This window comes from Pseudomonas sp. RC4D1 (assembly GCF_018390395.1).
Lineage (GTDB): Bacteria > Pseudomonadota > Gammaproteobacteria > Pseudomonadales > Pseudomonadaceae > Aquipseudomonas > Aquipseudomonas danubii.
On sequence record NZ_JAHBAW010000002.1, the window covers coordinates 1,908,591 to 1,922,349 of the forward strand.

Below are 13,759 nucleotides of genomic sequence, written 5' to 3' on the forward strand. Positions count from 1 at the left end.
CCACCGTCAAGGCGCGCAGCGACGGAAAAGCCTTATAGAACGGAGATTTAGGAGACTAAGAGGAGAGATAACGAGAATTCGGAGGGCATTCCAGAGCATCAACTTCAGACAGCTCAATAAGCTGCAGCATGAAGTTAAAGTAATTTATTAAGAGTAAGATTTTTTCGGTATTACAGAAACGCTTCTGCTATTGATTCAAGCAGGGAGGGAAAAGGTGGAGAGTCGATCTGTAAGCCGGGTTCTGTCGAGGACAGTCATTCCTCTACGATGGCCATCACTGGACATCTTTAGCAACCTACCCGGTTCCAGCGCGGGCCACGCCTTGGAACCCTATTTGGTCTTGCTCCGAGTGGGGTTTACCTAGCCACGAACTGTTACCAGACGTGCGGTGCGCTCTTACCGCACCTTTTCACCCTTACCGGCACCGAAGTGCTTAGGCGGTTATTTTCTGTGGCACTTTCCGTAGGCTCACGCCCCCCAGGCATTACCTGGCACTCCGCCCTATGGAGCCCGGACTTTCCTCCCCCCTCTAATTTTCATAGAGGGCAGCGACTGTCCAATCGACTCTCCGCCGCGCAGGTTAACGGCAGAGCGCCCCAAGAACAAGCGCTAAAAGCCTTTGGCCACCCTGCCGCGCAATTTATTGTTCTTTCTGTTTATTCAGAGCTACCTGATACAGGACATTCTTGCGCTCACCCGTGATCTCGGCTGCCAGCGCCGCCGCCCTTTTGAGAGGCATCTCCTTAAGCAACAGATCAAGAATGCGCATCGACTCACTACTGATCGCTTCATCACTTTCCGGTGCCGTCCATCCCGCCACCAGCACTACGCACTCACCACGCTGCTGGTTGCTGTCAGCCTCTACGAACTGGCGCAACTCGGAAAGAGGCAGCCCCTTGAGGGTCTCAAAGGTCTTGGTCAGCTCTCGAGCCAACAGTGCCGGCCGCTCACCACCGAATACCGCTTCCATGTCTTGCAGACACTCAAGAATGCGATGCGGCGCCTCATAAAAAATCAACGTGCGGGGTTCTTCCTTGACCAACTCCAGGCGCCCACGCCGCCCAACGGCCTTGGCCGGCAGAAAACCCTCGAAGATAAACCGATCCGACGGCAAACCTGCCGCCGACAGTGCCGCGATCAATGCACAAGCCCCCGGCACAGGAACCACATTGATGCCTGCAGCTCGAGCCTGCCGTACCAAGTGATAACCCGGGTCGGAAATCAGCGGCGTGCCGGCGTCGGAAATTAAGGCGACATCATCACCCGCCAATAAACGAGTAATGAAACGAGAGCCTTCATCACGCTCGTTATGCTCATGGCAAGCCGCCAAGGGCGTGGAAATACCAAAGTGCTGCATGAGGCGCTGAGAGTGCCGAGTATCCTCGGCAGCGATCAAAGACACTTCGCGCAACAACTTAAGGGCCCGGGCACTGATGTCGTCCAGGTTGCCGATGGGCGTTGCCACCACATAAAGCGAGCCGGCAGCGGTATTCAAAGCACCTGGAGCAGTCAAAGGGCACACCTCTAGATCGAAAAAGGCACCATTGTAACGCGTTGAAGCCCTATCAATACGCCTGACGATCACTCAACAACCCAGCCCTTTGGGACCTTTTAGGCACTACGGCAACATTTGCACCAGCTAAATAGACGGTTTATCACCAGCAACATCGCGCCCCGGCCAGCGCTTGGGTACAATTCCACGCTCATTTGATCGAGTATCAGGAACACTTACATGATCGCTTGCCTGCGGCTGTTTCTTGCCCTCTGCCTGGCTACCCTTTTGGTGGCTTGCGCCAGCTCGCCCTCTTCCAGCCTTGGCGAACTTCCACGGACACCGGATGCCAGCATCGAGCAATTGCTCGAACAGGCCGCCACCAGCAAAAGCCCGGACAAGGCAGCTCTGCTGCGCTTGAGCGCTGCAGACCTGGCATATCGCCAGGGCAACGCAGGACGCGCCGGACAAATCCTTCAGCAAGTGTCGCTGGATCAACTCAAACCTGCCCAGCAGATCTTCGCCAGCACCCTGGCCGCAGAGCTGGCCATGATCCGCAATCAGCCGAAGGCCGCGCTGACTGCGCTGAGCCATCAGAGCCTGCAACATCTCAGCGAACTACCTGCAACTCAGCAGATCCGCACCGGCAACGTTTATGCTCGCGCCCTGGAAGCAGACGGCCAAACGCTCTCTGCCGCCAAGCAGCGAATTCTTATCGCCCCCCTGCTGAAAGATGATGCCGCGGCAAAAAACCATGAGGCCATCTGGACACTGATTGCGGCCCTGCCCACCGACCAACTGCAACCTGCAGGCAACGATGACCTGGCCGGCTGGCTGAGCCTGGCCCTGGCAGTCAAGACCGCCGGCACTCTAGAGCAGCAACAGTCGGCCATTGATAACTGGCGCGCGCAGAACCCAAAGCATCCTGCCGCCATTCAACTGCCACAACCGCTGACCCAGCTCAAAGAGCTGGCTAGCCAACCCGTTTCGAAAATCGCCCTGCTTCTGCCACAAGATGGTCCCTTGGCTTCGGTTTCCAAGGCCCTGCGTGAAGGCTTCATGGCCGCTCACTACCAGGCTCAGCAAGCAGGGCAAAAGCCGCCCAGCATTGAGTTTTACGACAGCTCGCGCTTGAGCTCCCTGGACGACTTCTACCGCAAAGCCCAGGCCGCAGGCGTGCAACTGGTAGTCGGCCCCCTGGAAAAACCATTGGTCAAGCAACTGGCCACACGCTCGCAACTGCCGATTACCACCCTCGCACTGAACTACAGCGAAGGCGAACAAGGCCCGGCGCAACTGTTCCAGTTCGGCCTGGCTGCCGAGGACGAAGCCCGTGAAGTCTCTCGTCGTGCCCGCGCCGATGGCCTGCATCGCGCCGCGGTACTGGTCCCCAAGGGCGAGTGGGGCGATCGCGTGCTCAAGGCGTTCCGCCAGGATTGGGAAGCCAACGGTGGCAGCGTGATCGGCATCGAACGCGTTGACCAGCCTGTCGCCTTAGCTCAGCAAATTGCCGACCTGTTCCGACTGCGCCAAAGCGAGAGCCGCGCCAAGAGCCTGCAGAGCACTGTAGGCACTCAAGTCGCCGCACAACCGTCGCGCCGCCAGGATATCGAGTTCATTTTTCTCGCCTCCACTCCACAGCAAGCACAGCAGATCAAGCCGACCCTGAACTTCCAGTACGCTGGCGATGTTCCGGTGTACGCAACTTCCAACGTGTTCAGCGCCAGCGGCGATCAGAATCAATACAACGACATGAACGGTGTAATGTTCTGCGAAACGCCTTGGCTGCTGGATGCCAACGGCCTTCTGCGTCGCCAGGTCACTGCACAATGGCCACAAGCTGGAGGCAGCCTCGGTCGCCTGTACGCAATGGGTGTCGATGCCTATCGCCTGGCGCCACGCCTGGGTCAGCTCAAGGCTCTGCCCGACAGCCGTATCGAAGGCGAATCCGGAAGCCTGGGCATGGCCGCCGGTCAGCGCATTGAGCGTCAACTGCCCTGGGCCAAGTTCGTCAACGGCCAGGTCACCCGCCTGCCCGACACACCGCGCTAATGATTCAAGGGTCACGCCAGCAAAGCGGAAGAGATGCCGAGAGCCAAGCACTCCGGCATCTCCAACAGCACGGGCTGCGCCTATTGGCGCAGAACTGGCTGTGCAAACGCGGCGAGCTTGATCTGGTCATGCTTGACGGCGATACAGTAGTATTCGTCGAAGTCCGCTACAGACAACACACGCAATGGGGTGGAGCTCTGGGCAGTATCGATGGACGCAAGCGTCAAAAACTGATTCTTGCCGCGCAGATTTTCCTGCAACGCGAATCATGTTGGTCCAACCACCCCTGCCGTTTCGACGTGGTCGCCATTGAAGGCGCCCCGGGTGCAGAAGCCCGTTTGAACTGGCTACGCAATGCCTTTGATAGCTGAAAGACGCCTTCAGGCCGCACCCATTTTCACTCAACTTTTTTGCTCTTTGCTTTGCGGGCTGCACATTCACGTGCCACCAAGCCGCGCCACTTAAGGTCACACAGATGGACATGCAATCCCGAATTCGCCAGCTTTTTCAGGCCAGCATCGACACCAAGCAACAGGCGATAGACGTACTTGCACCGCACATCGAGCAAGCCAGCCAGGTCATGGTCAACGCCTTGCTCAACGAGGGCAAAATGCTCTCCTGTGGCAACGGTGGCTCCGCCGGCGACGCCCAGCACTTCTCCTCCGAGTTGCTCAACCGCTTCGAGCGTGAGCGCCCCAGCTTGCCCGCCATCGCCCTGACCACCGACAGCTCGACCATCACTTCGATTGCCAACGACTACAGCTACAACGAAGTCTTCTCCAAGCAGATTCGCGCTCTAGGTCAACCTGGCGATGTGTTGCTGGCAATTTCCACCAGCGGCAACTCGGCGAACATTATTCAAGCCATCCAGGCCGCACATGATCGTGAAATGATTGTCGTAGCATTGACTGGTCGCGACGGCGGCGGCATGGCCTCACTGCTACTGCCTGAAGACGTGGAAATTCGCGTACCGGCCACCGTCACTGCACGTATTCAAGAAGTCCACCTGCTGGCGATCCATTGCCTTTGCGACTTGATCGACAGCCAATTGTTCGGGAGTGAAGAATGACCCTTAATCGCCTTGGCCTTCTGGCCTTGACCTTGTGCCTCGGCATCACTGGTTGCAGCTCGGTGATTACCGCCACCCGCGACAAACCAATCGATGACGATCGCGGCACCCGCACCTTCGGCAGCAAGATCGACGATTCGCTGATAGAAACCAAAGTCGCCGTCAACGTTGCCAAGGCCAACCCGGATCTGGAAAACAACTCGCACATTGTCGTCACCAGCTTCAACGGTATCGTCCTGTTGGCCGGCCAGACACCGCGCCCCGACCTCAAGGCAACAGCCGAACAGGCCGCCAGCGAGGTACAGCGAGTCAAGAAGGTGCATAACGAACTGCAGGTGCTGCCACCATCAGGATTCCTGGCACGGCAGAACGATGGCTGGCTGACCACCAAGATCAAGACACAGATGCTCACCGACGCCAGCATTCCCGCTTCACGGATCAAGGTGGTGACCGAGAACGGCATTGTCTACTTGCTGGGCTTGCTGACCCAACAGGAAGCCGCCCAAGCCACCAATTTGGTACAGGGCGTCTCCGGCGTACAGAAAATCGTTAAGCTGTTCGAATACATCGACTGACAAAGCACTGCAGCAGATACAAAAAAGGCGATCCATCCGGATCGCCTTTTTTATTACTTGACCACTTTCAGGCTCGGCCGGCCGCTAGGTCGCGGCGGCTCACTGCCCGGTGGAGGCAGGTCGTCATCCGGCTCAATATCGTCCTCCTCATCCAGAGGCGATTCCAGATCAAAGACCATGCCCTGCCCATTCTCGCGCGCATAGATCCCAAGGATCGCAGCAACCGGTACGTGCAGGCTGTGAGGCACACCGCCGAAGCGCCCCTCGAAAGTTACTGCATCGTTGTCCATATGCAGATGGCGCACGGCACTGGGAGAAATATTCAGAACAATTTGCCCATCGCTGGCGAAACCCTGAGGCACCTGTACAGCCGGGTAATCGGAGTTGACCAGCATGTGCGGGGTGCAATCGTTGTCCACAATCCACTCATAGAGCGCGCGGACCAGATAAGGTCGACTGGAGTTCATAGCGGCTCCTTAAGCCTCAGCGCATATCACGTTCGACGCCAGACAAACTTGCCTGGAAAGCCTCACGCGCAAATTGGCGGTCCATATAATCAAGCAGCGGCTTGGCCTGCCGCGGCAGTTCGATACCCAGGATTGGCAACCTCCAGAGTATGGGCAGTAGGCAGCAGTCCACCAGGCTTTGTTCCTCACTGAGGAAAAATGGCTTATCGGCGAACAGCGGGGAAACCCCTGTCAGACTTTCGCGTAATTCCTTACGCGCCTGCACCCGGACCGCCTCCTTGGTCCGCGAATCCAGAATCAGATCCACCTGCCCGCACCAATCACGCTGGATCCGATGGATGAGCAAGCGACTGTTGGCACGCGCAACAGGGTAAACCGGCAGCAATGGAGGATGAGGGTAACGCTCATCCAGGTATTCCATCACCACTGTCGATTCCCACAACGCCAGGTCCCGATCGACCAGCGTCGGCAAGCTCCCGTAAGGGTTCACTTCGATCAGTTTCGGCGGCTGACGCCCCGCCTCCACACTGATGATCTCGGCGCTGACACCCTTCTCCGCAAGCACAATGCGCACCCGGTGGGAATAGTGGTCGGCGGGGTCGGAGTAACAGGCCAACCGATTGGTCACGCCCATGGCGATCCTCCTCGCTTGTTGAAATTATCGGAAGCAGAAAAAACAAGCGCGCCCTCAGGGCGCCTCTGGTAACCCCCGAATGATACAGGGTTGTTACAGTTTCAGAGACGCCCCTGGGCGCGCATGTTCAACAACTGATGCTTAAAACGCTATTAATGCACATCCTTCCAGTATTCGCGCTTGAGCAGATAGGCGAATACGAAGAAGAAGGCCAGATACAAGAGCACGTAAGTACCGATGCGCTGGTGCTGCAGCTTGACAGGGTTGGCCGAGTAAGCCAGGAAGGTCACCAGATTCTTGACCTTCTCGTCGAACTGAGCCTCATTGAGAGTACCGGTACCCTCTTTGACTGTCAGCTGGTCGCACGCCTCGTGAGTCAGGGGCGTACCAGTCAGCGGATCGTATTGTTTCTTACCGTCTTCAACGATTTGCACCTGCTTGCAACCGACAACTTGACGCCCTTGCAGACCGACCAGGACGTTAGGCATACCAACGTTCGGGAAGACCTTGTTGTTCACGCCCCAAGGGCGCGCAGGATCTTCATAGAAGGACTTGAGGTAGCCATAAAGCCAATCGGTACCACGAACGCGAGCCACCAGGGTCAAATCTGGCGGCGCAGCGCCGAACCAGGTCTTGGCATCAGCCGGCTGCATGCCGATGTTCATGTGGTCACCGATCTTGGCACCGGTGAAAACCAGCTTGCTCAACATCAAGTCGTGAGGAATACCCAAGTCATCGGCGACCCGCTCATAACGCTGGAACTTGGCGCTGTGGCAGCCCATGCAGTAGTTGGCGAAAGTACGCGCACCGTCTTGCAAGGCAGCCTTGTCGGACAGGTCAATATCAACCTTCTCCAACTCAGGACCCGCGGTATTCGCGAAAGACAACACAGGCATAGCAGCAAGAATCAGTACAGCAAATAGCTTTTTCATCAGCCAGTCACCCTTTCCGGAACCGGTTTGGTCTTCTCGAGCCTGGTATAGAACGGCATCAGAATGAAGTAGGCGAAGTACAGGAAGGTACACACCTGCGACAACAGCGTACGGCCTGGAGTCGGCGCCAACACACCCAAGACACCCAGGATCACGAACGAGACGCAGAACACCAGCAGCCAGATCTTGCTCAGCCAGCCTTTGTAGCGCATGGACTTGACCGGACTACGGTCGAGCCAAGGCAGCACGAACAGGACCGCAATTGCAGCGCCCATGGCGATAACACCCAAGAGCTTGTCTGGCACCGCACGCAGAATCGCGTAGAACGGAGTGAAGTACCAAACAGGAGCAATATGCTCAGGTGTCTTGAACGGGTTGGCCGGTTCGAAGTTCGGCTTCTCGAGGAAGTAACCACCCATCTCAGGGAAGAAAAACACGATCGAGCAGAAGATGAACAGGAACACAACTACGCCGACGATATCCTTCACGGTGTAGTAAGGGTGGAAAGGAATGCCATCCAGCGGGATACCGTTCTCATCCTTGTTCTTCTTGATGTCTACGCCATCCGGGTTATTCGAACCCACCTCGTGCAACGCCAGAATGTGCAGCACCACCAGACCGAGAATCACTATCGGCAGGGCTACCACGTGCAGAGCGAAGAAGCGGTTCAGGGTAATCCCGGAAATCAGGTAATCACCACGGATCCACTGAGTCAGGTCGTCACCAATAACGGGGATTGCACCGAACAGCGAGATGATCACCTGGGCACCCCAGTAGGACATCTGCCCCCAAGGCAGCAGGTAGCCCATGAAGGCCTCAGCCATCAGCGCCAGGTAGATCAGCATGCCGAACAGCCACACCAGCTCACGAGGCTTCTGGTAGGAACCGTAGAGCAAGCCACGGAACATGTGCAGATAGACCACGATGAAGAACGCCGAAGCGCCGGTGGAGTGAAGCAAACGCAGGATCGCGCCGTACTCGACGTCGCGCATGATGTATTCAACGGAAGCAAAGGCTTCTTCCGCCGAAGGGGTGTAGCTCATGGTCAACCAGACACCAGTAACGATCTGGTTAACCAGAACCAGCAGTGCCAGGGAGCCAAAGAAATAGAAGAAGTTGAAGTTCTTCGGAGCGTAATACTTGCTGAGATGGTCTTCCCACATCTTGGTCGCGGGGAAGCGCGCATCAACCCAATCCATGAACTTGCTCATCACGCTTTCTCCGTGTCGACGCCAATGACGATGATGTCATCCGACTCATAGGAATGCGGGGGTACTGGCAGGTTCAGGGGCGCAGGCTGCGCTTTATAGACGCGACCAGCCAGGTCGTAGTGGGAGCCGTGGCAAGGGCAGAAATAGCCACCTACCCAGTCCTTGCCCAAATCAGCGGGCGCCACTTCAGGACGGAAGGTCGGAGAACAACCCAGGTGAGTACAGATCCCGATCAGCAGCAGAATCTCTGGCTTGATCGAACGCACTTCCGGATCGACGTAGGTTGGTTGTACCGAGTTCTTGGAGTCAGGGTCAGACAGCTGGCCCTCGATCTTTTTAAGATTCCCCAGGATTTCCTCTGTACGGCGGACGATGAATACCGGTTGACCACGCCACTCAGCAATCATCTGCTGACCTGGTTCGATCTTGCTGATATTCACTTTCACCGGTGCACCTGCGGCTTTCGCCTTGGCACTGGGAAACCATGACCCCACGAACGGGACCGCAGCCCCCACCGCTCCAGCAGCACCCACCACGGATGTGGCTGCTACTAGGAAGCGACGCCGGCCTGCATTCACGCCGTCATTGCTCATTCAGTCCTCTCCCATCAGCTTTGTGGCCTGTTAAATCAGGCATCTACTAAGTAAAAATCTGAACTTATAAAAATTTTGCCGAATGGTAATGAAAAGCCCCTATTCTGACAAGGTAATTACCAAGCCGACCCAGCCCGAAGCCTTGTAGTATAGGGCCTGCGCGGATGTGGCAAGTTGTCACAGCGCAAATTTCAGACAATAAAAAACGCCCAGCTCCGCGAGGAGACTGGGCGCTTTTGAACGCAGTAGCGAATTAACGCTTGGAGTATTGCGGACGCTTACGCGCTTTACGCAGACCCACTTTCTTACGCTCAACTTCACGTGCGTCACGGGTTACGAAGCCAGCTTTACGCAGAGCGCTGCGCAGAGTTTCGTCGTAATCCATCAGAGCGCGAGTGATACCGTGGCGGATTGCGCCAGCTTGACCACTTACACCGCCGCCGATAACGGTAACGTAGATATCGAACTTCTCAACAGTCTCGGTCAGCTCCAGCGGCTGACGAACTACCATGCGGGCAGTTTCGCGACCGAAGAAGTTATCCAGGGAGCGGTTGTTGATCGAGATATTGCCAGTGCCCGGACGCAGGAAAACGCGTGCGGTTGCAGTCTTGCGACGGCCAGTGCCGTAATTTTGAGTCGCCGACATAATGAACTATTCCGTTAAATCTTCAGTTCTTGGGGCTGCTGAGCAGTATGAGGGTGAGCAGCGCCCGCATAGACTTTCAGCTTACGGTACATGTCGCGACCCAGCGGGTTCTTAGGCAGCATGCCTTTTACCGCGGTCTCGATCACGCGCTCAGGGGCTTTAGCGATCAGCTTTTCGAAGTTGATCGACTTGATGCCGCCCGGGAAACCGGAGTGGGAGTAGTACATTTTGTCAGTGGTTTTAGCGCCAGTAACACGTACCTGCTCGGCATTGATTACGACGATGTAGTCGCCGGTATCAACGTGAGGAGTGTACTCAGGCTTGTGCTTGCCACGCAGACGGCTCGCGATTTCGGTGGCCAGACGACCCAGGGTCTGACCAGCAGCGTCGACGACGAACCAGTCGCGCTTTACTGTTTCCGGTTTAGCAGTAAAAGTTTTCATTCTTTATAGCCTCAGGGGCCGCCCAGCAAAATAGACGGCGGATCTTACTGAATAGTGCGTACTTTGACAAGGTCAAAGGCAGCCGGACACAGACGCTATCGGGGGCTCGGGTCAGCGCGTCTGATATACGGCAAGATTCTTCGGCAGGCGGCGCATCACTTCCACTGCAGAAAGAGCTGCCGAATTATGCAGATTGCGAAAAAAAATTCAACCTGCTTTTATGATTGTTTTGCCAAGGGAGTACCCGATGGACTACCGCCAGCTGGGCCGAACCGATCTGAATGTGAGTGCGATTTGCCTGGGAACAATGACCTGGGGTGAGCAGAACACCGAGGCAGAGGCCTTCGCTCAGATCGAGCGGGCCAAGAATGCCGGAATCAACTTCATGGACACCGCCGAGATGTATCCGGTGCCCCCCAAGGCCGAAACCTACGCCACCACCGAACGCTATATCGGTAACTGGTTCAAGCAACGTGGCGACCGCGCCGACTGGGTCCTGGCCAGCAAGATCGCAGGTCCAGGCAACACCATCGACTATATTCGCGACAAACAGCTCAAGCACAACCGCAAACATATAACTGAAGCCGTGGATGCCAGCCTCAAGCGCCTGCAGACTGACTGGATCGACCTCTACCAACTGCACTGGCCCGAGCGCAGCACCAACTTCTTCGGCCAACTGGGCTACAAGCATCAGCCCGATGAAGACTTCACACCTCTGGAGGAAACCCTCGAAGCCCTGGACGAACAGGTTCGCGCCGGCAAGATCCGCCATATCGGCCTGTCCAACGAAACGCCCTGGGGCACCATGAAGTTCCTAGCCCTTGCCGAAAGCCGCGGCTGGCCAAGGGCCGTTTCGATCCAGAACCCCTACAACTTGCTCAACCGCAGCTTTGAAGTAGGCCTGGCGGAAATCGCCATTCGCGAGCAGTGCGGCCTGCTGGCCTACTCGCCCCTGGCGTTCGGTTTCCTGTCCGGCAAGTATGAAAATGGCGCGCGACCAGCCAAGGCTCGACTGAGCCTCTACAGCCGCTTCAGCCGCTACTTCAACCCTCAGTCGGAAGCGGCCTGCAGCCGTTATGTGGCGCTGGCCCGCGAGCATGGTCTGGACCCGGCACAGATGGCCCTGGCCTTCGTCACTCAACAGCCGTTCGTGACCAGCAACATCATCGGTGCCACCACACTGGAACAGCTGGACAGCAACATCGCCAGCGCCACCTTGAAGTTGTCGGAAGAGGTCCTCGCCGGGATCGAGGCAATCCACAAGGATCACCCCAACCCTGCGCCTTAACTGGTCTACAGGAGCTGGCTTGCCAACGAATGGGCACGTCGCACCATTTGCCGGCAAGCCGGTCCCTACAGTGAACGGGCGATGATTTCCTTCATGATCTCGTTGGTCCCGGCATAAATGCGCTGCACCCGGGAATCGGCCCAGGCCCGGGCCACCGGGTACTCCCACATGAAGCCGTAGCCGCCGTGCAGTTGTACGCACTCATCGAGTACCTTGCACTGCAGATCGGTGCCCCAGTACTTGGCCATGGCCGCCGTCGGCACATCGAGCTTGCCCTGCAAATGCAGCTCCAGGCAGCGATCGACAAAGACCCGGCCGATCTGAATTTCCGTGGCCATTTCAGCCAGCTTGAAGCGGCTATTCTGGAAATCGGCAATTGCCTTGCCAAAGGCCTTGCGTTCGCGGGTGTATTCCAGGGTCCACTGCAACGCGGCCTCGGCACTGGCCAGGCCACCAATGGCCACGGTCAGGCGCTCCTGGGGCAACTCCTGCATCAAGTAGGCAAAACCTGCCCCAGCCTGCCCCAGCAGATTTTCCTTGGGCACTCGCACATCCTGGAAGAACAGCTCGGAGGTGTCCTGAGCCTTCATTCCAACCTTTTCCAGGCGCTTGCCCTTGGAGAACCCGGGAGTATCGGCCTCAACCAGAAACAGGCTGGTGCCCTTAGCTCCTGCCTTGGGATCGGTCTTGGCCACGACTATCACCAGGTCCGCCAGGTAGCCGTTGGTAATAAAGGTCTTGGACCCATTGATCACATACTCGTCGCCGTCGAGCACTGCCGTGGTCTTCACCCCTTGCAAGTCAGAGCCCGCACCCGGCTCGGTCATGGCAATGGCCGTGACCATATCCCCCGACACCAGACGGGGCAGGTATTTGCGTTTCAGCGCCTCACTGCCGTAGTGCAGGATGTAGGGCGCAACAATGTCCGAATGCAGAGAGAAACCAATGCCGGTCAGACCCAGACGGCCGACTTCCTCAATCACCACCGCACTGTAGAGAAAATCCGCCCCCAGACCGCCGTACTCCTCGGGAATGTGCGAACACAGCATCCCCGCCTCCCCGGCCTTGTTCCACAACTGACGGTCGATGAAGCCCTGTTTTTCCCACTCACCATGGAAAGGCACAGCCTCTTTTTCAAGGAACGTACGCACGCTGTCACGAAAGAGTTCATGCTCGGAACTGAACAAGGTTCTAGGGATCATGCAGGCACCTGTGATGTTGATTGATCATGGGTTGGCTGCCAGAGCCTAAGCCCAGGCACCTGCACGGGACACTGGACACATCCGACAAAAAATAAGACGATCCAGCCGTCTGGTGACCACTTTCCCCTATAAGAACAATTGAATTATGTCTAACCAAACCTCCACGCCCTTGCGGCGCGTCAGCATCCTGGCTATCGACCGGGTTTTCGCTTCCACCCTCATGCAGGCCAAGGATTTTTTTCATCTGGCCAGCCTGCGCTACGGCAAACAGCTGGGCCAAGGCCTGACTCCGGCGTTCGAAACTCGCCTGGTCAGCCCCGACGGCCAGCCAGTCTGCAGCTTCAGCAATGTGATCATGCCGGTGGACGGTGCGCTGGAAGATACCGATGTGATCATTCTCCCGGCCTTCTGGGATGATTTCGACACCCTGTGCCAGCGTTATCCACAGATACTGCCCTGGCTGCGCGCCCAGCACGCCCGCGGTGCGGTGCTTTGCGGTGAAGCCACCGGGGTTTTCTGGCTGGCTGAAGCCGGACTGCTCGACGGCAAGGAAGCCACCACTTACTGGCGCTTCTTCAACGCCTTCAGCGAGCGCTTCCCCAAGGTCCAGCTCAACCAGGACAAGCACCTGACAGACGCCGACAATCTCTATTGCGCCGGCGGCACCACCTCGGCCTGCGACCTGTACATTTACCTGATCGAACGCTTCTGTGGAGCCAACGTGGCCCAGGCCGTGGCTCGGGACATCCTCTATGAAGTGCAGCGCAGCTACGCCCCCGGACGCATCGGCTTCGGCGGCCAGAAACTGCATCAGGACGTAATCATCCTGCAGATCCAGCATTGGCTTGAAGAGCACTTCGCCGACAAGTTCCGCTTCGAGGACGTGGCTCGCGAACATGGCATGAGCATTCGCAATTTCATGCGCCGCTTTCAGACGGCTACCGGCGACAAGCCCCTGCACTACCTGCAGCGTCTACGCATCGAAACCGCCAAGGGCCTGCTTTCGGGAACGCGCAAGAGCATCAAGACCATCAGCTATGAAGTCGGCTACGACGACGCCAGTTTCTTCGCCCGCCTGTTCCGCCAACACACCGAACTCTCACCCAATCAGTACCGCCAGCAGTTTCAGCAGCAGGCGGCATAAAAAAAGGGCCT

General features: G+C 57.2%; 15 protein-coding genes and 1 other RNA gene. 6 read left to right on the forward strand and 10 right to left on the reverse strand.

The window, feature by feature from the left end; all coding sequences use genetic code 11:
• Positions 1–214: 214 nt before the first annotated feature.
• Together rnpB and rsmI are read right to left on the reverse strand one after the other, a co-directional pair.
• Positions 215–568, reverse strand: an RNA gene (rnpB, locus tag KHO49_RS24340) — RNase P RNA component class A.
• Positions 569–640: 72 nt separating this feature from the next.
• Positions 641–1,513 carry a 16S rRNA (cytidine(1402)-2'-O)-methyltransferase gene (rsmI, locus tag KHO49_RS24345; protein ID WP_102860316.1) on the reverse strand — a complete coding sequence of 291 codons (873 nt, stop codon included), beginning with the start codon at positions 1,511–1,513 and terminating at the stop codon, positions 641–643.
• A gap of 219 nt (positions 1,514–1,732) precedes the next feature.
• Between rsmI and KHO49_RS24350 the strand changes: the two genes are divergently transcribed.
• The 4 genes from KHO49_RS24350 to KHO49_RS24365 all read left to right on the forward strand — a co-directional run bounded on the left by KHO49_RS24350 (position 1,733) and on the right by KHO49_RS24365 (position 5,188).
• Entirely contained in the window at positions 1,733–3,544 is a 1,812-nt protein-coding gene (locus KHO49_RS24350; protein WP_213665929.1) for a penicillin-binding protein activator, read from the forward strand.
• Positions 3,544–3,915, forward strand: coding sequence for a YraN family protein (locus tag KHO49_RS24355; protein ID WP_102880876.1), 372 nt, complete (start codon positions 3,544–3,546; stop codon positions 3,913–3,915). Before KHO49_RS24350 ends, KHO49_RS24355 begins: the two co-directional genes overlap by 1 nt.
• 104 nt (positions 3,916–4,019) lie before the next feature.
• Positions 4,020–4,613 carry a phosphoheptose isomerase gene (locus tag KHO49_RS24360; protein WP_213665930.1) on the forward strand — a complete coding sequence of 198 codons (594 nt, stop codon included), beginning with the start codon at positions 4,020–4,022 and terminating at the stop codon, positions 4,611–4,613.
• On the forward strand, positions 4,610–5,188 hold the full coding sequence (locus KHO49_RS24365) for a BON domain-containing protein (RefSeq protein ID WP_102860313.1): 579 nt from the start codon (positions 4,610–4,612) through the stop codon (positions 5,186–5,188). Before KHO49_RS24360 ends, KHO49_RS24365 begins: the two co-directional genes overlap by 4 nt.
• Positions 5,189–5,241: 53 nt before the next feature.
• Here KHO49_RS24365 and KHO49_RS24370 read toward each other — a convergent pair whose 3' ends face one another.
• The 7 genes from KHO49_RS24370 to rplM form a co-directional block, all read right to left on the reverse strand.
• A complete protein-coding gene (locus tag KHO49_RS24370) occupies positions 5,242–5,655 on the reverse strand; it encodes a ClpXP protease specificity-enhancing factor (RefSeq protein ID WP_102860312.1) in 414 nt (137 codons plus the stop codon).
• Between the two features lie 16 nt (positions 5,656–5,671).
• Positions 5,672–6,289 (reverse strand): glutathione S-transferase N-terminal domain-containing protein, encoded by a 618-nt coding sequence (locus tag KHO49_RS24375; RefSeq protein ID WP_102860311.1) that lies wholly within the window; start codon positions 6,287–6,289, stop codon positions 5,672–5,674.
• A 152-nt stretch (positions 6,290–6,441) separates the two neighbouring features.
• The gene (locus KHO49_RS24380; RefSeq protein ID WP_102860310.1) at positions 6,442–7,221 is read right to left on the reverse strand and encodes a cytochrome c1; all 780 of its coding nucleotides are present in this window, start codon (positions 7,219–7,221) and stop codon (positions 6,442–6,444) included.
• Complete coding sequence (locus KHO49_RS24385) at positions 7,221–8,432, reverse strand: cytochrome b (protein WP_102860309.1); 1,212 nt, start codon at positions 8,430–8,432, stop codon at positions 7,221–7,223. Before KHO49_RS24385 ends, KHO49_RS24380 begins: the two co-directional genes overlap by 1 nt.
• On the reverse strand, positions 8,432–9,025 hold the full coding sequence (gene petA / locus KHO49_RS24390; RefSeq protein WP_102860308.1) for a ubiquinol-cytochrome c reductase iron-sulfur subunit: 594 nt from the start codon (positions 9,023–9,025) through the stop codon (positions 8,432–8,434). The genes KHO49_RS24385 and petA overlap by 1 nt, the downstream gene beginning before the upstream one ends.
• A 253-nt stretch (positions 9,026–9,278) precedes the next feature.
• Complete coding sequence (gene rpsI / locus KHO49_RS24395) at positions 9,279–9,671, reverse strand: 30S ribosomal protein S9 (RefSeq protein WP_003228056.1); 393 nt, start codon at positions 9,669–9,671, stop codon at positions 9,279–9,281.
• Positions 9,672–9,685: 14 nt separating this feature from the next.
• Positions 9,686–10,114, reverse strand: coding sequence for a 50S ribosomal protein L13 (rplM, locus tag KHO49_RS24400; RefSeq protein ID WP_007928449.1), 429 nt, complete (start codon positions 10,112–10,114; stop codon positions 9,686–9,688).
• A gap of 247 nt (positions 10,115–10,361) precedes the next feature.
• Between rplM and KHO49_RS24405 the strand changes: the two genes are divergently transcribed.
• The gene (locus tag KHO49_RS24405) at positions 10,362–11,402 is read left to right on the forward strand and encodes an NADP(H)-dependent aldo-keto reductase (RefSeq protein WP_213665931.1); all 1,041 of its coding nucleotides are present in this window, start codon (positions 10,362–10,364) and stop codon (positions 11,400–11,402) included.
• 65 nt (positions 11,403–11,467) lie between these two features.
• On the opposite strand, the gene KHO49_RS24410 is transcribed toward KHO49_RS24405, so the two are convergent.
• Positions 11,468–12,604 carry an acyl-CoA dehydrogenase family protein gene (locus tag KHO49_RS24410; protein WP_213665932.1) on the reverse strand — a complete coding sequence of 379 codons (1,137 nt, stop codon included), beginning with the start codon at positions 12,602–12,604 and terminating at the stop codon, positions 11,468–11,470.
• Positions 12,605–12,848: 244 nt separating this feature from the next.
• On the opposite strand from KHO49_RS24410, the gene KHO49_RS24415 reads away from it, so the two are divergent.
• Positions 12,849–13,748, forward strand: coding sequence for a GlxA family transcriptional regulator (locus KHO49_RS24415; protein ID WP_170001537.1), 900 nt, complete (start codon positions 12,849–12,851; stop codon positions 13,746–13,748).
• Positions 13,749–13,759: the final 11 nt, after the last annotated feature.